Origin of the sequence: Eggerthella guodeyinii, assembly GCF_009834925.2 — a bacterium.
GTDB classification, from domain to species: Bacteria; Actinomycetota; Coriobacteriia; order Coriobacteriales; family Eggerthellaceae; genus Eggerthella; species Eggerthella guodeyinii.
The window spans coordinates 1,096,424-1,119,476 of the sequence record NZ_CP063310.1; the positions used below are offsets into that span (position 1 = coordinate 1,096,424).

The 23,053-nt window shown below is 67.5% G+C and carries 16 protein-coding genes; 13 read left to right on the plus strand and 3 right to left on the minus strand.

Features of this window, described 5'->3' with window-relative positions; translation table 11 throughout:
- Positions 1 to 19: 19 nt before the first annotated feature.
- Positions 20 to 1,594, minus strand: coding sequence for a helix-turn-helix transcriptional regulator (locus tag GS424_RS04410; protein WP_160942936.1), 1,575 nt, complete (start codon positions 1,592 to 1,594; stop codon positions 20 to 22).
- 213 nt (positions 1,595 to 1,807) lie between these two features.
- Between GS424_RS04410 and GS424_RS17830 the strand changes: the two genes are divergently transcribed.
- From GS424_RS17830 to GS424_RS04470, 12 genes are all read left to right on the plus strand, one after another.
- Positions 1,808 to 4,894 carry an InlB B-repeat-containing protein gene (locus GS424_RS17830; protein WP_218958883.1) on the plus strand — a complete coding sequence of 1,029 codons (3,087 nt, stop codon included), beginning with the start codon at positions 1,808 to 1,810 and terminating at the stop codon, positions 4,892 to 4,894.
- Positions 4,895 to 5,018: 124 nt separating this feature from the next.
- Positions 5,019 to 6,371, plus strand: a complete 1,353-nt coding sequence (locus tag GS424_RS04420) for a hypothetical protein (RefSeq protein ID WP_160942935.1) — start codon at positions 5,019 to 5,021, stop codon at positions 6,369 to 6,371.
- Between the two features lies 1 nt (position 6,372).
- Positions 6,373 to 7,953 carry a hypothetical protein gene (locus tag GS424_RS04425; protein WP_160942934.1) on the plus strand — a complete coding sequence of 527 codons (1,581 nt, stop codon included), beginning with the start codon at positions 6,373 to 6,375 and terminating at the stop codon, positions 7,951 to 7,953.
- A gap of 4 nt (positions 7,954 to 7,957) precedes the next feature.
- Entirely contained in the window at positions 7,958 to 10,987 is a 3,030-nt protein-coding gene (locus GS424_RS04430) for a hypothetical protein (RefSeq protein WP_160942933.1), read from the plus strand.
- 13 nt (positions 10,988 to 11,000) lie between these two features.
- Positions 11,001 to 11,732 (plus strand): ABC transporter ATP-binding protein, encoded by a 732-nt coding sequence (locus tag GS424_RS04435; RefSeq protein WP_160942932.1) that lies wholly within the window; start codon positions 11,001 to 11,003, stop codon positions 11,730 to 11,732.
- Entirely contained in the window at positions 11,719 to 12,441 is a 723-nt protein-coding gene (locus GS424_RS04440; protein ID WP_160942931.1) for a hypothetical protein, read from the plus strand. The genes GS424_RS04435 and GS424_RS04440 overlap by 14 nt, the downstream gene beginning before the upstream one ends.
- Positions 12,438 to 13,337, plus strand: coding sequence for a hypothetical protein (locus GS424_RS04445; protein WP_160942930.1), 900 nt, complete (start codon positions 12,438 to 12,440; stop codon positions 13,335 to 13,337). The genes GS424_RS04440 and GS424_RS04445 overlap by 4 nt, the downstream gene beginning before the upstream one ends.
- Positions 13,337 to 14,437 carry a FecCD family ABC transporter permease gene (locus GS424_RS04450; protein ID WP_160942929.1) on the plus strand — a complete coding sequence of 367 codons (1,101 nt, stop codon included), beginning with the start codon at positions 13,337 to 13,339 and terminating at the stop codon, positions 14,435 to 14,437. Before GS424_RS04445 ends, GS424_RS04450 begins: the two co-directional genes overlap by 1 nt.
- Positions 14,434 to 15,234, plus strand: a complete 801-nt coding sequence (locus tag GS424_RS04455) for an ABC transporter ATP-binding protein (protein WP_218958884.1) — start codon at positions 14,434 to 14,436, stop codon at positions 15,232 to 15,234. The genes GS424_RS04450 and GS424_RS04455 overlap by 4 nt, the downstream gene beginning before the upstream one ends.
- A 1-nt stretch (position 15,235) precedes the next feature.
- On the plus strand, positions 15,236 to 16,393 hold the full coding sequence (locus GS424_RS04460; protein ID WP_160942928.1) for an ABC transporter substrate-binding protein: 1,158 nt from the start codon (positions 15,236 to 15,238) through the stop codon (positions 16,391 to 16,393).
- A gap of 552 nt (positions 16,394 to 16,945) precedes the next feature.
- Positions 16,946 to 17,539, plus strand: a complete 594-nt coding sequence (locus tag GS424_RS04465; RefSeq protein ID WP_160942927.1) for an RNA polymerase sigma factor — start codon at positions 16,946 to 16,948, stop codon at positions 17,537 to 17,539.
- On the plus strand, positions 17,536 to 19,173 hold the full coding sequence (locus tag GS424_RS04470) for a DUF4179 domain-containing protein (protein WP_160942926.1): 1,638 nt from the start codon (positions 17,536 to 17,538) through the stop codon (positions 19,171 to 19,173). Before GS424_RS04465 ends, GS424_RS04470 begins: the two co-directional genes overlap by 4 nt.
- A gap of 65 nt (positions 19,174 to 19,238) precedes the next feature.
- On the opposite strand, the gene GS424_RS04475 is transcribed toward GS424_RS04470, so the two are convergent.
- Positions 19,239 to 19,577, minus strand: a complete 339-nt coding sequence (locus GS424_RS04475; RefSeq protein ID WP_160942925.1) for a hypothetical protein — start codon at positions 19,575 to 19,577, stop codon at positions 19,239 to 19,241.
- Between the two features lie 373 nt (positions 19,578 to 19,950).
- Here GS424_RS04475 and GS424_RS04480 point away from each other — a divergent pair, with 373 nt between their 5' ends.
- On the plus strand, positions 19,951 to 22,023 hold the full coding sequence (locus GS424_RS04480; RefSeq protein ID WP_193666547.1) for an elongation factor G: 2,073 nt from the start codon (positions 19,951 to 19,953) through the stop codon (positions 22,021 to 22,023).
- 72 nt (positions 22,024 to 22,095) lie between these two features.
- On the opposite strand, the gene GS424_RS04485 is transcribed toward GS424_RS04480, so the two are convergent.
- Positions 22,096 to 23,019 carry an ORF6N domain-containing protein gene (locus GS424_RS04485; RefSeq protein WP_160942923.1) on the minus strand — a complete coding sequence of 308 codons (924 nt, stop codon included), beginning with the start codon at positions 23,017 to 23,019 and terminating at the stop codon, positions 22,096 to 22,098.
- Positions 23,020 to 23,053 lie beyond the last annotated feature (34 nt).

Consider the following 23,053-nt stretch of genomic DNA (forward strand, 5'->3'; position numbering starts at 1 on the left):
AAGGAGCGCCGGGAGGTTCCTAGGCGCTCCGATTTTCATGCGGGGGGGGGGTGCTCCTATGAGCGCCCTCGAACGCGCCCGGCAAATCGGAGAACATCTGCATGAGTTCCTTCTTGCTGTGCACGCCGAGCTTGTCGTAGGCGTTCTTGCTGTGGAACTTCACCGTGCGCTCGGTGATGAACAGCTCCTCCGCAATGCCTCCCATCGTCTGGCCGTCGATGATCATCGTCACGATCTGCTGCTCGCGCTCGGTCAGACCGTAGGGCTCCATCAGGTGCTGCTGGTGGGCTCTCAGGGCATTGCGGATCTCTTCGAGACTGAGCGGAGCGGGCGCCGCGGGCTCTTCCTGCATGCGCTGCCGCGCGCTCATATGACGCACGCGCGCGGCCATGTAGAGGATGGTGAGCACGGCGATGAAGGCGATGAGCACCGTGGCCGTGCTGGTGAGCGCATCGAAGCCGATGGACATGCTCTTGTTGACCCATGCCCCCAGGAAGGACGCGTACAGCGTGCCGCTGCCCAACACGAGCAGGGCGAAGCAGGGAACGAACGGCAGCTTGGCATCCGCGATCGCCCGCGGGAAAAGGGTCCAGCATAGCACGACGAGGCAGTTCTTCGCGCCGAGCACGAGTCCGAGGGCTGCGGTCATGGTGCCTGGAAGCTTCGTCGAGAACAGCAGCAGCCCGGCGATCAGCAGGATGAACGCCACGCTCGAGCTCACGTGCATGAACGGTATCGCCACGTGCGGCTCGTCGAAGCTTTCGGGACGCTCCGTCGTTCGACGGGTCACGTACCACCGGAAGAACGCCCATCCTCCAATGCCCATGACCGCAAGCCCGCCCAGCGTGGCGATGAGCATGTCGGACACCACCACGTGCGAATTGGCGAGGTAGGGATTGGTGGCCATCCCTGCGAACAGGCCCGCCGCGAGCGTGCACAAGCTTATGACCGCGATGAGCATCCAGGGCGTGGTGCGCAGCGCCGTCAGCTCGATGGGATCGAGCGTGAGGGGGCCGCTGCTTGCCGTGGGCACGTCGGGGGCATCCCCGTTCGACTTGGCAAGCAGGCAGAGGCCTGCGCACATGGGCAGCGCGGCCTGGACGAGCAGGGCCGCCGGAGCGGGGGCGAGCAGGCAAGCGGCCAGCACGCTGCTCGCGCAGGCGCCGGCAGCGCACGCGAGGGGAATGAGCGTCCGGTAGGTGAGGCGCGTGAGACGCTCTCCCCATGACACGGCGAGCACCGCGCAGCTTGCCGTTTGCAGGCAGAAGAGCAGCAGGCGAATACCGTCTCCGTCGGCGACGGCGTACCCGATGCCGCACGCGGCTGCGACGGCGGACGTCACGGCGATGAAGCGCCTGCTTGGCTCGAATGCGATCAGACGGTTGAGCAGACCGTAGAGCAGCAGCGCGACGGCGAAGGTGACGCCGGCGGCGAAGCTGCCGTTGTGCACCGCCGCATCGCGGGCGAGGCAAAGCTGCTCGCTGGTTTGAAGCCAAGCGAGCAGACTGGAAAATCCCACGAATGTCAGTATCGTCGTACGCACGGGCACAGTATAGCCCCCTTCCCCGACGTACGTGCTTTGCGTGGTCGACATTATTATCCTTTTGCCCGAATAATTCAAAACCTGTCCCTAAAGTACAGGGCACGCATTATGCTTTCCTGACTATTATTCTTATCGAGGGCGTAATTGCGACATGCGCTCCTCTGTCGATATGTCGGAAGAAAGGAGCATGGGATGAATCACGGTAAAGCAGATCGAGGCACACCGAAGGGAGGTGCCCAGATTTTGCAGAACGGTTTCGCTGCAATGGGGTTGCGCGTTGCGGTGGCGTTGGTGCTGTGTTGCGGCCTGATGATCCCCACCACGCTTACGAACACGCGCGCATACGCCGAGGAGGCGGTTGCGGCGGCTTCCGATGCGGAAGGCCCGCAGGCGACCGTTGAAGGCGAGCAGACCGAATCGGACGTGCTCGGCGGAGACGTTGTCGCCGAAGAAGAGGGAACCGGCTCGAACGATACCGACTCCACCGTGGAGGCTGCCGATCCTGACGAGCCCGCCGAAACGGCTGCTTCCGCATCGGAGGAGCCCGCAGGCGAAGCTGGCGTCGGCGACGAGCCCGCGATCATGGCTGCAAGCGCTGACGTCGTGTGCGAGGTCGACGGCTACAGCGTGAGCGCACGCCACACGGGGACCACGGACAACGATGCCCGGCAGTTCGTCGAGTTCGTCATCAACCCCGGTTACGGCAGCGTGACGGTGACGGATGCGGACGCGTTGGCCCAGAGCTTCACCATCGTGAACAGCGACGGTTCCCCGAACTCCAAGTACACGTCGGTCACGGCTGCCGTGAGCGACGACGGCGATTCCATCGTGGTGACCGGCGAGCTCGGGTTCGCGCTCATGGACGGCGTCGCGCACGTGAAGACCACCTCGTCCGACGGCCTTATCGCCGGCTGCACGGCGGAGACGTACGTGCGCGGTTCCGGCTACGTGCAGGCGCCCGTCAAGTTCGACGGCATCGACACCGTCGTGCCGAGCGGCCTGAACTTCACGGCCGTCAGCCAGACGGCCGGCACCGACACGGTTCCGGCGAGCACTACGTTCATGCTCACGAGCAAGGCGAACGTGCGCTCCATGAACCACGTGATCTGGATGTCGGACGGCACGTCGATCATTCCCTCGAACGGGGCGGAGACGAACGCCGGGTACTCTCAGACGACCGTCGCGCATCAGCATGCGTACCTGACGATGAGCGAGAAAGACGCCGTCGCCTCCATCGTGTCGAACGCCTACGATGAGGAAGGGGCCCGCACGTTGGCCCAGTACGGCTATTCCATCAAGGACAACGGCAACGCCACGTTCACGGTGACGGCCGACAGCCCCAAGGCCGGCGAGGTCATCGACGCGTCCATCTACGACGACAACTTCCTGCAGGCAAACGGCCTGGACATGGACACGCCGCTCGACGACAAGACGTCCGTGCCCTCCGGTCCTGCCACCATCACCACGACCGAGCTGCGCGGTCGCGCATCGTCCGATCCTTCGACGTCCTCCCTCGCCCTCAAGAACGTGGGAGAGGGATGGGCCAAGGCGGCCAAGACCATGAAGGTCGCTTGGCTCAAGGACGGCAAGCCGACGGACGAGCAGACGCTCACCGATGAGCAGTGGACGCTGTCCGGCAATGCCATCAAGGTGACGCGCACCGAGGAAGCCCCAGTGTTCGAGACCACGAAGGACGATGTGACGAAGGACGATCCTTATGTCCAGGAGCGCCAGTACCGCGTGACCATCGAGGCCGAGGGCTTTCCGACGGTGACGAAGGATATCCGCTTCTACACGAATTACAACAGCGGCACGCTCGAGGTTCGCATGAAGAACGGCTCTGAGGAGTCTTCGGTAGCCAAGACGGTGAACTTCACCGAAGAAGAGGTCAACGATATGCTGACCTTCCAGAACGGCAGCTCGTCGTGCGGTCACACCGGCGTGCGCACGTTCTCGGGCTGGGGCGTGCCCATCACGACGCTGCTGGAGAAGTCCGGCATCACCTTCGAGCCGGGCGATACGCTCAAGATGCGCTGCACCGACGGTGACGGCACCGACAAGTACTATTGGCGCGGCGGCGAGTGGACCTATGAAGAGCTGCTGGGCAACCAGCGCTATTTCCTGAGCTCGCTTTACGAGGACAAGGACGTTCAGGCCAAGTTCATCGAGGCGGCCCAGAATGCCGCAGAGGCGCCTGAGAACACGGCGTTCCGCCAGGCGGCCGCCGCGGCGGAGAACACGCCCATGACGCCCATGATCTCCACCGGCTACGTCGAGACGATGCTCGATTCCGACAGCATCGTGAACGCGACGCTTCCCACGGAGGACAACACCACGGTGAGCAAGCTCGTGGGCAAGGAGAACAACTTCCGCTTCATCTACGGCATCACCATGACGCAGGACAAGCACACGGTGTCGTTCGATGCCGGCAACGGAAGCGCCTTGACCTCCCAGACGGTGAACGGACCGCTCATGACCTCGACGCCCGAGCAGGAGAACACCACCATGAGCTCGTGCTACTGGGTCATCGGCTTCGATATCATCAAGGGCTCCCATACGCCCGAAGCGGAAGACACCACCCCGGACACGGTGACGAAGCCCGCCGATCCCACGCGCGACGGTTACACGTTCGCCGGCTGGTACACCGACGAGGCTCTGACGCAGGCGTTCGATTTCGGATCGCAGGTCGACTCGGACATGACGCTGTATGCCAAGTGGATCGAGAACGGCTCGGGCGAGAATCCGAATCCTCAGCCTGAGCAGCCCGCCACGGGCACCAAGACCGATGCGGGCACGGGCGTTGCCGCGAGCGGGACGGTGCTGGCTGCCGATGGTTCCGCCCACGACGCCAACCTGGCCGTGAGCGAGTACCCGGCGACGAGCGAGCGCTTCCAGGAGCTGAAGAAGCAGTACGCGCCGGCGAACAACCTGTTGTTCAAGGTGTTCGACGTGGAGCTGCAGGATGCGAACGGCGCCGTGGTCACTGACCTGGGAGCCGATGGCCTGACCATCTCGTTCCCGGTTGGGACGCAGTACAACGGCAAGCCGGGTGCCGTCGTGCATCTGCATAAGAACGCCGACGGCACGGTGACCGAGCAGCGCACGTCCAGCGACCTGAAGGTGGTCGACGGCATGCTGACCATCACGGGCGTCAAGAACTTCTCGGAGTTCGTCGTCATGGTGAACGATACCGCGACGCAGACGTCCGCAGCGACGGCGGCGACGCCGAAGACGCTGACGAAGACGGGCGACGGCACGCCGATCATCCCGATCGCCTGCTTTGCGGGCGCGGGCCTGGCGCTTGCCGGCATATGCCTGCTCATGAGTCGCAAGAAGACCCATCGTCGCTAGCCGATAGACGGCGGCGAACGGCAGGGAATGAAGAGAGGCGGGGCGGTTTTCGCGCCCCGCCTCATCAGGGTTCGACGGTCGGATGCGAAGACGGGGCATCCGACGATACAACAAGGGGGATCATGTGGTTTCGAAACCAGCTGTCATAACAACGGGCTCCACGACGGGCTGCGCCGTGCTCGGCCTGCTGATCGCGCTTGCGTTGGCGCTCAGCATGCTGCCTGCTCAGGCGTACGCGTACTACAACCGTGGGAGCGTGTCGGTTGCTTTGGGAACCACGGCGGTGGAGGTGCAGGCGGGCGCGACGTCGAGCGTGACGGTTGCCATCACGCCCTCCTCGGACGATCAGACCGAGGGCTGCGGCATGCCGAAGTGCCCGCAGGGCTGTTCGGAGTCGTGCGCCGACGAGAACGGCCAGTGCCAGTGCTCGGGCTCCGAGTACACCACGTACCATGCGAGCGCGGTCGCCACCTCGAGCAACGCGAGCGTGGCGACCGCCGTCTACAACGGCGGGGCGCTGAGCGTGTACGGCAAGGCCGAGGGCGAGGCGACCATCACGGTGCGCGCGTCGCTGCGCCAGTTCATGGATGCCGAGGCGACGCTCAAGGTGACGGTGTCCGGCACGGCCGAGGGCGCGGGCGCGAGCTCGGCGGCGCTCGTCGACGTGCCGGAGACGGCGGGCGTCCAGCAGGAGGACAAGGCCGACGTGGTGGAGAAGACCGTCATGGGGCGCCCGGTGCACAACGTGCGTATCGGCGAATCCTGCGACGTGGAGGGCCGTCTTGCGGAGATGGCGGGCGTCGACGGGGACGTGATCTTCTGGCAGGGCGACACGTACTACCACCCCGCGTACTCGCTCACGTTCAACGGCACCACGTACGGGGCGGGCGACGTCGTTGCGTGCGACGTGAGTTTGGACGTGGCCACGGAGGCGCGCGGCGCGCTCAACCAGCCGCTCGACGGCGTGTCGAACTTCGTCGTGGTGGACTTCGCGCAGAAGGGCGCCCTGTTCGCCCCGGCGACGGTGTACGCCCTGGCCGAAGGCGCGCTCGCCGACGGCGAGGCCGTGGCGCTGTTCTCGTACGACGAAGCGGCCAAGGCGTTCGTGAAGGAGGATGCCCAGGCGTCGGTGTCGGGCGGGTACGCCGTGTTCACCGCGCAGGAGGGCAAGACGTACGTGGTGTCGTCGCGCGATCTGACCACCGAGGCGAAGACCATCGTGACGGGCGGCTCGAGCACCATGCAGGGCGGCAGCTGCTGCGATCCCGCGCCGGCGGCAGCCTCGCAGGGCGATATGCCGTCGTGCTGCGAGAATCCCGCCGCGCATGCGGTGCCGCCGTTCGCGTTCGTGGCGGCGGGCGTTGCGGTCGCTGCCGTGGTGATCGCCGCCATCGTCGCCGTCGTCGTGCTGCGGCGCAAGCGCGCGAACGCGGCGGCTCCGAGCGATGCGTCGTCGCAAGACGGAAAGGATCGGTAACATGACGAAGGGATTCCAACAGACGTCGGTGCGGGCCTGGAGCGCGCCGGCCGCCCTGCTCGCCCTCGCGCTGGCGCTGGCGCTCGTGGCCAGCTTCGTGCCGCTTTCGCAGGCGTCGGCGTACTTCAACTTCGGCACGGTGGGCGTGTCGTTGGGCACCACGTACGTGAGCTTGCAGGCGGGCGCGTCGACGAACGTGAGCGTGTCCATCAACCCGTCCTCGTCCGACCAGACGCTGGGGTGCGGCATGGCGAAGTGCCCGCAGTCGTGCGACACCGAAGAGTCCATTGCGGCCGGGTACTCGTGCTTCGACGCGAACGGCCAATGCACGTGCAACGGCAGGGGGTACACGACGTACTACCCGCAGTCGTACGCCTCTTCCAGCAACGCCGGCGTGGCTTCGGCGTACATGAGCGGCTCCACGCTGGTCATCACCGCGAACGGGGCGGGATCGGCCACCATCACCGTGGGCGCTTCGCTGCGCCAGTACACCGACGGCGCCGCGTACGTCCAGGTGGACGTCAGCGCGCCTCCCGCGCCCGTCGAGCCCCCGTCGTCCGGCGGGTCTTCGTCCGGCGGGACGTCCTCGGGCGGCGGGTCCTCGTCCGGCGGCGAAGCGCCCGCTGCGCTCCCGTCGGCCGCGCCCAGCAGCTCGGGCGTGCCCGAGGCGGCCGAGGCGGTCGAGTCGCGCGACGACGACGTCAACGAGAAGGAGATGGAGACCGACGGCGGCAAGGTCATCCTGTCGGAATGCAACAGCCACCTCGACGCGCCGGCGACGCTTGCGAAGATCGTCGGCACCGAGGACCAGGTGATCTTCTGGTCGGGAACATCGTCGGAGCGTCCGGACTACTCGTGGACGTTCACCGGCGACAAGCTGAAGGAGGATGCGGCCGATCGGGCGTTCGATCCCACCATCGCCGTGTCGAAGCTGGGGACGGGCAACGTCGCCAACATCATGAAGCAGGCGAAGGACGGCATCGTGCTGGACTTCGCGCATTCCGGCGACCTGCCGGGCGAGGCCTCGGTGTACGTGAACGTGGACGCGTCCTTTGACGACGGCACTGTGCTCAAGCTGTACTGCTTCGATCCCGACAAGGTGGCGTTCGGCGAGGCCGAGGCCGAAACCACGGTGGAGGCGGGCTACGCGTCGTTCACGCTGACGCACTGCTCCACGTGGGCGCTGTCGACCGACGACCTGTCCGGCTACCAGCTGCAGGAGACGAACACGCCCGGCGCGAAGAAGCAGGCGACGTCCCAAACGGCGGGCGCGTCCGACACCATCGGCTCCGATGCGGGCGCAGGCTCGTGGATCGTGCCGGCGGCCGCGGGCATCGTGGCCTTGGCCGCGATCGCGGGCGCGGTCGTGCTCGTCGTGCGCAGGAGGAAGCGCGCGGGTGAAGGCGAGGACGGGGAAGTCGTCGGCGGTGAGTCCGCGAACGAGGAGACTGCCGACGACGGCGCAGCCGTCGAGGAGGTTTCCGGCGAGGAACCTGCCGCTGAGGAGCTCCCCGCCGAGGAGCCTGCAGCTGGCGAGTCGGAGGGCGAGGCTGGTGAAGGCGATGCCGGCAAGGCCGAATAGCGCGATGCCGCCCGCGCGCCTCGCGCACGCCGCCGTCGCGCTGCTGCTGGCGGCGGCGCTCGCCGTCGCGTTCCCCGCAGGCGCGCTCGCGGCCGACATGGGCGGCTCGCCGGACGCAGCGGCGTCCGGCGAGCCCGTCGCAACCGTCGACGAGAACGCCGAGCAGCTCGGCCTCATGCCGCACCTGTACCGGCTGACGGGCGAGAGCCGCGCCGCGACCGACGACGCCACGCTGCCGACGGAGGCGGTGGGCGCCATCTTCCCGAACCTGCTGTCCGTGAACACGACGCCGCAGTCCATCAGCACCGGCATCCAGTGCCACATGGACGAAGTGTGCGGCTACGACCCCTGCACGTGCGGCAAGCCCGACGCGTGGGGCCATTGCGCCTGCGGCGGGTTCGAGGAGACGGTGCCTTCCGTGTCCGTCTCGACGAGCGACGCGAACGTGGCCACGGTGGTGCAGGCGCTCGGCCAGACGTGGATCGTGCCGGTGTCGCCGGGCACCGCGACGGTCACCATCACGGCCGACCTCGTCCACTACCGCAGCGCCAGCTACGCGTTCGACGTGGAGGTGGCGCCGTTCGGGCCCCTCGACGCGCTGCTCATCGTCGCGGCGCTGCTGCTGGTCGCCGGGGTGTTCGCGGGGCTGTTCTTCCTGGCGCGCTTTCTCGTGCGCCTCGCGCGTCGCAAGCTCGCCCAGCGTCGTCGGTGGAAGGCGCGCGGCGAGGAGCTGAAAGCGGAGTTCCCGCTGACCTGGCGCGCCAAGCTCACGTCCGAGAAGTACGCGCGCTCGCGCCGCGGCCGCCGCGGCCGCGCGGGGCATCGCCGCCCGTTCGCGCACGATCTGCTGTTCTCGCTGCGCCAGGCGTTGCCGGTGCTGCTGGCGGGGCTTGCGCTGTTCGTCGTGCTCGTGCCGGTGTCCACCTCGGTGGTGAACGACATCTCGGTGTTCAACGTGAACTTCACGCACGAGCAGCTGAAGTACCAGTTCTTCGCCCAGGACCTCGCGCCGGTGGTCAACGCGGCGTGCGTGCTGTTCGGCGCGGTGCTGGCCATCGTCCTGTTCCGTTTCCTGCTGGTGAAGCGCGCCACCACGGCGTTCTTCTCGGTGGGCCTGTCGCGCGTGAAGCTGTTCTTCTCGCGCTACGCGGCGGGCGCGCTGTGCATCGTGGTGGGCATCGGCGTGCCGTTCGCGCTGTCGCTGCTGCTCAACCATCTGGCGCTCGGCCTGTACCAGGGCGAGGTGCACGAGTTCTTCTACGTCGCGTGCGGCTACGTGACCGTGGCGCTCGTCTCGTTCTCGCTGGCGGGGATCGCGGTCATCTGCGCGGGCACGCTGTTCGAGACGTGCTCGTTCGCCGTCGCGCTGCTGGCCGGCGTGACCGTGGTGCTGTGGGGCGTCGGCATGCTGGCCGACTACCTCCTCGTGGGCAACGCCGCGGGCGCGCTGCTGTACGGCCAGGCCGTCGAGGTGGCGCCGTCGTATCTGGACGAGTTTTCCTGGTTGAACCCGTTGCTGTTCTTCGCCGACGCCGGCGCGCAGCACCAGTTCTTCATGGCGCTCCATCCCGTGTACTTCCCCGAGCTGGGCTCGTGGAGGCTCGTGCTGGGGTGGTTCGCCGCCTATCTGGCGCTGTCGGCGCTGGGGCTCGCAGCCCTGTGCCGCCGCCGCGGCGAGCAGGCGGAGATGGCGGGCAAGTCGCCCGCGTTCTCGCTGTTCTCGGTCGCCGTGTTCGGGTTGGCGGCGTTTTCCGCGTCCGTCGCGCTGCTGGGGTCGGTGGACGTGGCGGTGGCGCTCGTGGTGGGTGCGGCGCTGTTCGTGCTCGTCTCGCTCGTGCTGCTGTTCGGGCCGTTGCGCGGCCGCACGCCGCGGGGCACGACGCTTCTGTGCGTGGGCGGCGAGCTGGCGGTGATGGCGGCCGTCGTGGGCGTGGTGTCCACGGGCGCGTTCGGCTACGCCGGCTACCTTCCCGAGGTCGATCAGGTCGAGAGCGTGGAAGTGTCGTACAACGGCTCGCCGAGCTACCTGACGCAGGGCTTCTCGGGCGTGGCCGGCGGCGCATCCTATTACTACACGTCGATGCGCACCTACGCGCAACCGTCGTCCATCGACATCGTGCGCTCGCTGCACGGCCAGCTCATCGCCTCGGCGCGCGACGCGCAGGAGACGGACTACACCGACTTCCAGAGCACGGTGGTGCCCTACGACGTGGTGCTGCGCTACCGCATGAAGGACGGTGCCGAGGTGGTGCGCTACTACAGCCAGGCGACCGTCGGCGAGCTGTCCGCCATGCTGGCGCTCGACAACGACGCGCATACCCACGAGCTGGAGAACGCCGTGATCACGGGCGACACGTCGGGGCTGTCCGACGACGAGCGGGCCGCGCTGACGGAATCCCCCTCGTACAACGCCTACCGCACCGGTTCGGTGTACGTGGCCGACGGGGCGCTCAACCGCATCGCGGCCGTGGAATGCACCGACGAGGAGCGCGCGAGCCTGCTGGAGGCGCTGGCCGCCGACCTGTCGAACATGAACGCGAACGAGCGCTACCTGCCGTCGAAGCCGGCGCGCGCGGCGCTCATGTTCACGCTGTCGCCCGAGCTGGACGTGTCGTCGTTCGGCTACTCGTTCAGCAACGCGGTGACCTACGTCACCGACGACTGGACGAACACCATGGCGTGGCTCGAGGGCAAGGGGCTGATCGAAGCGCTGGGCGGCACGCTCGACGCGCGCGTGATCGAGCAGCTGACGTTCCAGCTCGACGACCCGTACGCGTCCATCAACAAGGTGACGCAGCCCGTGAGCCGCTACTTCATGGCGTACCGCTCCCAGACGGCGGGCCAGTACTGGATCACCCAGGATTTCGGCGCGCTCAAGGTGATCGACGAGCAGGACCAGATCGCCGAGGTCGTCCCGAACCTGCGCATGGGCTGTTACATGACGGGCGGCTACCTCGTGCAGGCGAAGCTGCGCGGCATCGAGGCGTACGTGTACTTCTACCTTCCGGCCGAGCTCGCGCCGTCGTATCTGTAAAGGAGGCGTTCCCATGATCGAAGTATCAGGCGTGTCGAAGCGCTTCGGCGCCTTCACGGCGCTCGAGGACGTCACGCTCACCGTCGAGGACGGCATGGTGTACGGCCTCGTGGGCTACAACGGCGCGGGCAAGACGACGCTGCTGAAGATCATCGCGGGCGTGTACAAGCCCGACGCGGGCGCGGTGCGCATCGACGGCGTGCCCATGCACGACGACCGGGTGAGCCACGATTCGCTGTTCATCGTGGCCGACGAGCCGTACTTCCTGCCGCAGGCCACCCCGGAGACCATGCGGTCGTTCTACCGCGGGTACTACCCGCACTGGTCCGACGACGTGTACGAGCGGATGCTGGCGCTGTTCAACCTCGACCCCACGGCGAAGGTGGCCGGCTTCTCGAAGGGCATGCAGCGCCAGCTGGGCATCCTGCTGGGGTTCGCCACCGGGGTGAAGACCATGCTGCTGGACGAGAGCTTCGATGGGCTGGACCTGGGCAAGCGCAACCTGTTGAAGCGCCTGCTGGGCCAGTACGCCCACGAGAAGGGCGCGTCGGTCATCCTGAGCTCGCACAACCTGCGCGAGCTGGAGGACGCGGCCGACCATCTGGGCATGATCAAGGGCTGCCGCCTCACGTTCGACGACAGCGTGGCCGCCGTGCACGAGCAGTACCCGGGGTCGTCGCTCGAGGAGATATTCCTCTCCGAGGGCGGCAACGTGACGGAAGACATCCGCGGTGTGTTCGCGTAGCGATCGGGCGGCGCGCCCGGCGCGCGGGACGGCGGCCGCGCTGGCGCTTGCCGTCGCGCTGGCGCTGGCGGCTCTCGCGGGCGCATGCGCCGGCGCGGGCCCGGCCTGGGGCATCGCGTCGCTCGAGGACCGCGCGGTGGAGCCGGTGGCCATCGAGCGCGTGGCGGCGGCCGCGTTCGGCGTCGAGTCGGCGGCAGAGGTTGCGGACGGGGGCGGCTCCGGCGCGCTCGCGGTGCCCCGCTTCTGCCCGACGGCGCTGTCCGCCGCGTGCGACCCCGCCTCCATCGAGGCGGGCGTCGATTGCGGCATGGACTGGATGTGCGGCATCGAGCCGTGTTTGTGCGGCTCGGCCGACGCGTGGGGCGGCTGCTCGTGCAACGGCCTCGAGACGCGCACGCCCGAGCTGGCGTTCTCGTCTTCCGACGAGGGCGTGGTGCGCGTCGTGGAGGCGCTGGGGCGCACCTGGCTCGTGCCGACGGGCGCGGGCACGGCGACGCTCACCTGCACGGCGTCGCTCGCGTACCACGACGATGCGGTAGCGGACGTGACCGTGACGGTGGACGGCCCGCAGCTGGCGGATGCGCTGCTCGCGGGGACGGCCGTGCTCGCCGTCGGGCTTGCGGCGGCGGCACTGTTCGGGGTTCGCGCGCTCGTGCGCGCGATGAGGAGGGGCGGCGCGGACGACGCCGCAAGAGAGGACGTGCGATGATCAAGCGGGGGAGCGGGCGCTGGGGCGCTCGGAAACGAGGCGCGCGGCGCGCGGCGCGGGCGCTGGCGGCCTGCGCGCTGGCGGCGTGCGCGCTCGCGTGCGCGGGATGCGCCCAGGCGACGGTCGACGACGATTCGCCGCGCGTCGTCGACGTGCAGCTGCTCAGCAGGAGCGACGGCACCGAAGCGTCGCAGAGCGCGGAGGTCAAGCTGGTGTTCGATCGGCCCATCTCCGCATCGGGCGACGTGGCGGGCGACTTCAAGGTGCTGCTGAACGGCGCGGAGCTGGACGGGGGCGCCGTGGCCCTCGACGTGCGCGCGAGCGCCGACGCCGTGACGTTCTCGCTGCATCCGTCGTCGGGGGCCACGGCGGGCGGGGCGTCGGGGTCGTTCTTCGCGCTCTACCAGTCCGGGTTCTCCATCGCCTCCGCGCGCGACGACGGCGCGCTGCCGTCCATCGTCGGGGCCTCCGGGTCGTGCGCGGTGCTCGACGCGCCCGTGACGGGCACGCTGCCGAGCGGGCTCGCGCTGGAGACGCTCGACGCGCGCGCGGGCTCGACGGCCGACAACGCGCCCGCGCAGGCGACGGTGCGGGTGACGTCGCCCGCCCTCGTGCGCGCCATCACGTGGTTCTCTCCCGACGGCGGCGATACGATCCTGCTCAAGCACAACCACACGTTCGCCGACGCCGACGCCGCCGCGTGCGCCGCCGACCTGGCGAAGGTGGTGAACGAGGCGGCGGGCCTCGGCCTCGCCGCGCGCGCCGTGGGCGACGAGCTGACGATCACGGCGACGACGGTGGAGGAAGGCCAGGTCGTCGAGCCGATCGTCGTGGAGGGCGTGGGCGTGGAAGGCGGCGCGTACGACGCGTCGCAGAGCATGGGAGGCGAGGGCTGATGGACGGATCGATCGCCGCCGAGGACGAGCGTGCGGCTTCGGCCCCTGCGGCATCCGAGGTCCTTTCGGCCTCGACCGGCGCCGGGGCGGCGCGGCGGCGCAAGGCCGTCGTGCTGACGGCGCTCACCGCGGCTGTGGTCGCCGTGCTCGCGTTCTCGTTGACGCTCGGGCGCTACGACATGGACTTCGGCCAGCTGCTGGCCCTGCTCGCCGCGCCGTTCGCGGGCGGGGACGCCCTGCAGACTGCCGACGCCAACGTGTTCTTCACCATTCGGCTGCCCCGCGTGCTCGCGGCGCTCATCGTGGGCGCGGCGCTCTCGGGCGCGGGCTGCGCGTTCCAGGGCATCTTCAAGAACCCCATGGTGTCGCCCGACCTGCTGGGCGCGTCGGCGGGCGCGTGCTTCGGCGCGGCTGCGGGCATCCTGCTGTCGTTCGGCAGCCTCGGGATCGAGATCGCCGCGTTCGCCATGGGCATTACGGCCGTGTTCGTCAGCTACGCGCTGTCGAGCGTCATCGGGCGCCGCATGGGCGGCGTGCTGGTGCTCGTGCTCTCGGGCCTCGTGGTGGGCAACCTCTTCCAGGCGTTCACCTCGGCGGTCAAGTTCCTCGCCGACCCGAACTCCCAGCTGCCCGAGATCACGTTCTGGCTCATGGGCGGCTTGTCGAGCGTGCGCGAGGGCGACCTGCTGGGCCTCGCGGCGGCGTTCGCCGTGGGCACCGTGGGGCTCATGGTGCTGCGGTGGCGCATCAACGTGATGGCGCTCGGCGACGACGAGGCGCGCTCGCTGGGCGTGGACGTGAAGCGCACGCGGCTCGCCGTCATCGGCTTCGCGACGCTGCTCACCTCCGCGTCGGTGGCGGTGGCCGGCATGGTGGGCTGGGTGGGCCTCATCGTGCCGCATCTGGCGCGCTTCCTCGTAGGATCGGACCATCGCGCGCTCGTGCCGGCGTCCATGCTGCTGGGCGGCGCGTTCCTCATGCTTGTCGACGACGTGTGCCGCAGCGTCTACACCACCGAGATACCGCTGTCCATCCTCACGGCCATCCTGGGCGCGCCGCTGTTCGTGTACCTCATCTGCCGTCAGAGGAGGTCGTCGTGAACGCGCTCGAGGTGCGCAACCTCGCGTGCGGGTATCTCGGGCGCGCCGTGCTCGACGACGTGTCGTTTGCGCTGGAGCCGGGCAGCGCCGTCGTGCTGCTGGGCCCGAACGGCGTGGGGAAGACCACGCTGTTCAAGACGATGCTCGGTTTCCTGCCGAGCCTGTCCGGCACGGTGCTCGTGGAGGGCGAGGACGTGCGCGACTGGACGCGCAGGCGCTACGCGCAGTCGGTTGCCTACGTGCCCCAGAGCCACGATGCCGCATTCGGCTTCACCGTGCGCGAGATGGTGCTGATGGGGCGCACGCCCGCGCTCGGCGGCTTCGCGGCGCCCACGCGCGAGGACGAGCGCATCGCGTGCGCGGTCATCGACGAGCTGGGGCTGGGCGCGTTGGCGGATCGGGATTGCACGACGCTGTCCGGCGGCGAGCGGCAGATGGTGCTCGTGGCCCGCGCGCTCGCGCAGCAGCCGCGCCTGCTGGTCATGGACGAGCCCTGCGCGAACCTCGACCTGGGCAACCAGGTGGTTGTGCTGCGCCGCGTGCGCGAGCTGGTGGCGAGGGGCTTGGCGGTGGTCATCACCTCGCACGATCCGAACCACGCGTTCCTCCTGGACGGCGGCGTGGTGTGCATCCGCCGCGGCGAAGGCGTGGAGAGCGGGCCGGCGCGCGAGGTGCTCACGGCCGATGCGCTCGCCGCGCTGTACGGCGTCGACGTGGGCGTGGGGGTCGTGGAGGGGCCGCAAGGGCAAGCGGGCTGGGCCTGCGTGCCGTTTCTCGAGAACGAAAGGACGGCGTGATATGCGCATCGAACGGAGCATGACCAGAAGAGGCTTCGCGCGCCTCGCCGCGTGCGCCGCCGCCTCCGCGGCGCTCGGCGGCATCCTCTCCGGGTGCTCGGAGAACGGGTTCGCGCAGGGGAACCTTCGCACGGTCGAGGACATGGGCGGGCGCAGCGTGATGGTGCCGGAGCAGATCGACCGTGTGTTCTGCACGAATCCCATCGGCACGGTGGATCTGTTCGCCCTCGCGCCCGAGAAGCTTGCCGGATGGAACTTCCGGCCGGCCGGCGACAACAAGAAGTACATCCCCGACGAGTACTTCGCGCTGCCGTCGTTGGGCGTGTGGATGGGCGCGGGATCGGTGCCGAACGCCGAGGAGATCGCGGCGCAGGACCCCGACGTGCTGCTGTGCTACTGGACCGCCGACGAGGTGGGCGGCGCGATGGCCGACGACATCCGCGACCAGACGGGGCTGCCCGTCGTGCTGGTGGACTACGACGTGCGCAGCGCGCCGGCGATGTTCCGCTACGTGGGCGAGCTCGTCGGATGCTCGGAGCGCGGCGAGGAGCTGGCGGCGTTCTGCGAGGAGAAGCTCGCCGTCATCGAGCGCATCGCGAACAGCATCCCCGAGGCCGAGCGGAAATCCATCTTCCTGGCGCAGGGCAACGACGGCCTGACCACCGACCCGGTGGGGTCGATGCACGTCACCGATGCGCTCGACCTCATCAACACGGGCAACGTGGCCGACATGCCGGGCACGGAAGGGCAGGGCATGGGCATGCCCAGCGTCAACCTCGAGCAGGTCATCACGTGGAACCCCGACGCGGTGTTGGTCGCCGAGTTCAGCATGAGCGACTCCGAGAGCTCCGACATCTACGGCGCCATCAAGACGGACGCGCACTGGAACAACGTGCCGTGCGTCAAGGCGGGGGAGATCTACCGCATTCCGCAGTCGCCGTTCTCGTGGTTCGGCCGCCCGCCGTCGGCCGCCCGCATCCTCGGCTGCCTGTGGGTGCTCAAGGTGCTCTACCCCGCGTACGCCGCCGACGTCAACATGCGCGACGAGACGATCGGGTTCTATCGGACGTTCTATCGCTACGAGGGCTTCGACGACTACACCCTCGACCAGCTGCTGGGGGCCGCCGGCATCGACAGCGAGACCGGCGAGAAGCGCTAGACGTTTGCGAGGAAGATGCGGCGACGCTTTCTGCTTGCCATTGCGGTCCTTTCGGCTGCGAAGGCCTGCGGGCTCCTCAGCTCAGGACAGCGCTATCGGTCAATGGCGGTTTGGCAGCGGATCGAGTGCTTTTTGCACAAAAACCCTCGACGTGCGAAACCATCCTGGAGCACCTCTCCTTCAACCTTGAGTCGTCGGACCGAAAATGCCAGATCGCGGGAGCGGGTCCGCCCGAGACGCGGCTGTGTTCGTCCACTTAGGGGCCTCTGAGGGCCTCAAAGTCTCGCACGTCGCAAGTTTTTGTGCGCTGGAGCGCGAATTGCGTGCGGTGCGTCCTCCTGGATGTGGGGGCTTCCGGATGGTCGGGATTGCCGGCACGAATCGACGCTGTTGGCGAGCGCGCTCGGGGTCGGTTCGGATAGTGCTCCACGCCCGCCGTGCGCTGATCCACTGCGAGACAAGGTGCCGAACGCGAAAGAAAGCAGAATCGGGTGTAACCTTTTCGCCGTCGGGTGCGTCTAATGAGCAACCGACCTTGAAGGGGGCGTGCGCGTGGACGATCTGATACAGCGAGCTCGAAAGGGCGACGGCGAAGCGTTCGCCACGTTGTTCGAGCACAGCAAGCAGCCGCTGTGGCGCGCTGCGATGGCGGTGCTCGGCAACGTGGACGATGCGTCCGACGCGCTGCAGGAGACGGCGGTCAAAGCGTGGCGCGCCATGCCGCGCTTCGGCGGCCGCAGCGCCGTGGGCACGTGGTTCATGCGCATCCTGCTGCGGACGTGCTACGACTTCCGACGGACGCGCAAGCGCGAGACGCCGTGCGCGATGGGGGTCTTCGACATCGACGTGGAAGGCTCGGACGTGTCGTGGGAGCCGTCGGCCGGCCAGATGCTGGCGGGCGGCGTCGCGGCGCGCGATCCCGACCGGGAGGAAGCGCTCGACGTGCGCGACGCCCTCGGACGCCTCACGGCCGACGACCGGCTCGTGCTCGTGCTGTTCTACGTGAACGATTTCCCCGTGCGCCAGATTTCCCAGATCATGAACGTGTCGGAGGGTGCGGTGCGCACCCGCCTGTCGCGGGCGCGCGATCGGTTCAAGGTTGCCTACACAGACGGATCGAGCGAGGAAGCCGAGGTGGCACGATGAGTTGGAAGAGCATCGACAACGAGGACGACCTGCGGCGGGCGGTGGCCGACGAGCTGGATGCGGGCCCGCTGCCGCGCGAGGCGCAGGCCAAGCTCGACGGCGTGTACGCGTCGCTGGGGTCCATCCCCCAGGATCGTCCGACATCGGCGGGCGCGACGGCCTCGCAGCGCCGCGAGCCGCCGCGCCGCCGCACGGGCGTCCGCGCGGCGCACGGCGAGGCATCGACGGGCGGCCGCGTCGTGCGTCGCGGCGCGCTGGTGGCCGCGGCGGCCGTGACCGTTGCGCTGCTGAGCGGGGCCGCGTTCGCGGCGACCACGCTGCTGCAGATGCAGCCGGGCGACGCGCCGTTCTTCGCCGGCGGCAAGAACCTGCCCATCTACGGGAGCCTGGAGGAAGGCGTGTCCAGCTTGAACGCCGAGGTGGGGGAAACCGTCGAGGTCGAGGGGGTGCAGGTGACGCTCGACTCCGTGTCGTGCGACCGCAACATCGTCAACCTGTTCTTCACGCTGGAGAAAGAAGGCGGCTTCGACATGGCCGACCAGGCAAGCTACGAGGGCTCGCAGGAGAGCGAGTGGACGCGCCTGGAGAACCTCTCCCCGCGCTTCACCTACAAGCTCGAGAGCAACGGCGAGTCCCTTGGGGGCGACTCCGTCTTCCGGCTGGACGCGTACCAGGAGGACGGCAAGGTGAAGGTCATGCAGCGCATCGTGCCGGAGACGACGCTGCCCGACCAGGTGGACATCGCGCTGGAAGGATGGGCGACCTGGGGAACCTCCGAAGGGGGCGCCGAGTCCTTCACGTTCGACGTGGGCCTCGACCTGAGCACGGTGGCGCAACCGCGCGAGTTGGGCGCGCAGGATCTCACGTTCGCTACCACCGACGGCGACAAGACCATGGGCATCCAGCGTTTCACGGCTTCCGAGCTGGGCACCGTGATGGTGGTGCGCAACGACGAGGAGGAAACCGTCGAGGAGAGCGGCCGCCCCGTCTACAACGTGGCCGAGGGTTCCATCACGCCGTCCATGCTGAAGATCACCGACGACCGGGGCAACGTGCTGACCCCGGTGGGTGCGGGCGACGGAACGGGGGTCGATCTGGCCGGTGCATACGTGGTGGAGTTGGCGGGCTTGTCGCCCGACGCGTCCAGCGTCACGTTCACGCCGATGCTGTACGCGGCCGATTGGGAATCGATGACGGAGGACGAGCGCGCGGCGCTCTACGAGCAGGACGACCGGACGGTAGACGTCTCGCAGATCGGAGCCAAGCTGGAGACGAGCGAATACGGCGGCTACGAGCTGACGGGCTGGGACGTGGCCGACGGCACGGTGAGCATCTCGCTCAAGCCGTACGGGTGGCAGACGCCGTTCGGCGGTACGGGAGGCATGCGGCCCACGCAGCAGCCGACGCCGCTGTACGAAGAGTGGTACGACGAAGAGACCGGGGAGAAGTACGGGGGCTACCACACCTCGGTCGTGCACGAGAAGTACGATTACCAGACCGGCGAGCTGCTGGTGATCCACTCCTACTACGCCGCCGGCGACGACGAGTTGCGCGGGTTGACGGAGTACGAGTACCGCGCGTCGTTCGGCGAGTACCGCGAAGAGGCGGACGCGGCGCAGACGCTTTCCTTCTAGCGGCGAACCGTGAAAAACGGGCCCCTCGACGAGGGGCCCGTTTCGGTTGTGCGCGTTCGGCTCGGCTATTTGCCGAGCACCTTCTTGATGCCGTTTGCGGCCACGACGGCGCCGCCGCCGATGGCCAGCAAGCCGGGGCCGGGCAGGATGAGCATCGGCACGCCCACGAGCATGATGGCGCCGCCGACGGCCGTCTGCACGGCGCCGCCGATGCGGCTGGGCTTCTTCTTCGCGGAAGAGGGGCCGCCGTCGATGATGGTGGCGTTGACGGCGGCGGCCTGCGCGGCGTCCTTCCCGTACGACGGCGCGCGGAACGTATCGCCGCCTGACGGGCGTCCGCTTCGCGCGGCGTCGCTCGCGCTGGCGACGGGGTTGACGTCGATGATGGGGCTCTGGTCGCTCATGGTCTCCTCGCTTATGGTGGGTGGCGGCTCCAGCCGCTTGGTGCCTCCGATTATACGGGCCTCGGGCGGCGCGCGCCGTGGGGCGAGGCTCCGGCTACGGGTTCGTCACCGTTCGGTAACGTGTTGTTCGCGGGTTCTTCAAAGGTGGGCGAGGACGGCGTCAGAGGCGGCGTCGGAGGCGATGTCGAAGCGGCGTCGAAGCGAGGTCGAATTCCGGCGTTGTGGACGCCGAAAGCGGCCATTTGCGATACACTATGGGTCAAGGTTTCAGGTACGCGTTTGAAGTTCGTTTCTGGTAAGGCCCGGTTGGTTCGCGCCTTGACGACAACACGACAACGGCGTGGACCACGCAACAGGAAAGTTGGTGGTCAACATGGCAGCTCCTGCTACCGAACACGTGCGAAACATTGTGCTGGTGGGCCAAGACGGCGCCGGCAAGACATCGCTCGCCGAAGCGATGCTGCACGTCTCCGGCCGTACGCCCCGCATGGGCACGACGCACGACGGGAAATCCTACCTCGACTACGACGATGAGGAGATCCGGCGCAAATTCACCATCGGCACCTCCATTGCCCCCGTTCCGTACAAGGACTACAAGATCAACCTGCTGGACACGTCCGGCCATCCCGACTTCATCGGCGACACGCTGGCCACCATGCAGGCGGCCGAGATGGCGCTGTTCGTGGTCGACGCCGTGGCGGGACCGCAGGTCATGACCACCAAGCTGTGGCGCGAGGCCGAGGACATGCGCCTGTCGCGTGCCGTGTTCATCAACCACATCGACCGCGAGAACGCCGATTTCGACACCGCCATGGCGCTGCTGCACGCGCGCTTCGGCTCGCGTCTGGGCTCCGTGACCATCCCCATCGGCGTCGACAAGGACTTCAAGGGCGTCATCGACATCATCCGCATGAAGGCGCGCTACTTCGATCCCGGCAGCGAGCAGGAGCGCATCGAGGAGATTCCGGCCGAGTACGCCGACGCCGCCCAGGCCGCGCGCGACAAGCTGTGCGACCTCGTGGCCGAGGCCGACGACGACCTCATGATGAAGTACCTCGACGGCGAAGAGCAGCTCACGCAGGACGAGCTCGAACAGCTGCTGGACAAGGCCATCGCCCAGGAGCTGTTCATCCCCGTGTTCGTGGGCTCCACGATCATCGAGCAGGGCATCCAAGGCGTCATGGAAGACATCGCTACCTACTTCCCGCACCCGCGCCATCACGGCCGCTTCCGCCTGGCCAACGGCGAGGAGACCGTCGTCGACGAAACGGGCGAGCCCGCGGCGTTCGTCTTCAAGACGGTGTCCGACCCGTTCGTCGGCCGCCTGAGCTTCCTCAAGGTCATCTCGGGCGTGCTGGAGCCGGGCATGGAGCTGATCAACGCGCGCACGGGCAAGAAGGACCGCCTCGGCCACCTCTACGTGATGATGGGCAAGGAGGCCAACGACGTGAAGAGCGCGAAGGCCGGCGACATCATCGTGGTGCCGAAGCTCACCGACACGCGCGCCGGCGACACGATGTCGAAGTCGGGCGACGTGGCCATCGACCCGCTGCCGCTGCCCGTTCCGCAGTACCCGGTGGCCATCGAGGCCGTCAACAAGAAGGACGAGGACAAGCTGGGCACGTTCCTGGCGCGCGCCGCCGAGAACGATCCCACGCTGGTCATCAGCCGCAGCGAGGAGACGCACCAGACCGTGATCACGGCCATGGGCGAGGCGCAGATCGAGACGCTCATCGCGAAGCTCAAGGAGCAGACCGGCGTCGAGGCGAAGCTCATTCCCGTGCGCATCCCGTATCGCGAGACCATCCGCAAGATAGCCGAGGCGCAGGGCCGCCACAAGAAGCAGACGGGCGGCGCGGGCCAGTTCGGCGACTGCTGGCTGCGCATCGAGCCGAATCCGGGCGCGGGTTACGAGTTCGTCGACGAGATCGTGGGCGGCAAGATCCCGCGCGGCTACCTGCCGGCCATCGACAAGGGCGTGCAGGACGCCATGCGCGAGGGCTTCCTGGCGGGCTATCCCATGGAGGACATCAAGTGCGCCGTGTACGACGGCTCGTACCATGCCGTCGATTCCAACGAGATGGCGTTCAAGACGGCCGCGCGCATCGGCTTCCGCGCCGCATGCGAGAAGGCCGAGCCCATCCTGCTCGAGCCGATGGCGAACCTCGACGTGACGGTGGGCGAGGAGTACGCCGGCGCGGTGATGGGCGACATCTCCACGCGTCGCGGCCGCATCGTGGGCACCGACTCGAACGACGCGGGCGAGACCGTCATCATGGTGCGCGTACCGTACGCCGAGGTGGTTACGTACACGAAGGACCTGCGCGCCATCACGCGCGGCTCGGGGTCGTACTCGCTCGAGCTGGAAGGCTACGAGCAGGCGCCGGCCGACGTGACGAAGAAGCTGGTGGAAGCCTACCAAGCGGCGCGCGCCGCGGGGAACTAGCGCAGGCGCGACCGTCGGAGGACGGCGAGAGAGTTGGGGAGGGGGCCGCGTTCGCGCGGCCCCCTCGCGCGTCTAGGCTTCGGCTCTTTGAAGAATGGCGTGCAGGGTTGCATCGTCCTCGATGCGATTGATGGCAAATGCCTTTTTGCCGGCATCCTTGACCGATGCTCCGATGTGATAACCGATTCCATCATCCAGTATCAAGAATCGATCGTGAAATGCATTCGTATGGCAAACGTGTAGGGAGGGGTACTGCTCGTTGAATACCTTGATGTCGGTTTGAGAGATTCCGGCTCCTTTTCGCGTGTAAACGACAGCGGACGTGCACTCGTTTTTCTTCGCGAGGATGTTGAGCGTTTCGATGTCTACGTATCCGTCGATCAGCACTATTCGATGCTTCGCCTTTTGCACGAGTTCCACGAGCAAGCTGAATGCATCGTATAGCTGCCCCTCGAAAAACACCCTTTGCCTGGGTTCGATTCGCTCTTCGAGGTATCCGAACACCCGCTCGAAGCGCTCCTCGTTGTGCTCCTGGTCGATCATCTGCCGTAGTTCGATCGACTTCATTCGGTGGAAGAGACGAGCGTCGCTTGCGAGCAGTCTTCGCATCTCGACGAAAGCCTTCATGATCCTCACGCTGACTTCGATAGCTACGGCGCTGTGCAGAACGGCGGAAAGCATGGCGATTCCTTGTTCGGTAAAAACCCTCGGTTGATACCGCCTGCCCCCTCGACCCTCGGTTTTGTTTGAGGTCGCAAATTGCGACCTCAAAGCATCATGCTCTTCTCGGGTAAGCTGGAAGCAGAATTCTTCGGGAAAGCGCGCTTGGTTCCTGCGAACGCTTTCGTTGATCCGCTTGGTTTCGACTTGATAGAGAAGTGCGAGGTCGCTATCCAGCATCACGCTGCATCCGCGCACATCGTGGATCAAGTCGCCCAGGGACATTGCCTCGAAGCTTGGGGCGATCGCGCTTTTGCGACTATCGGCTTCATCCATTTTCCGCACTTCGTTTCGTCGTTCGAGATTACGC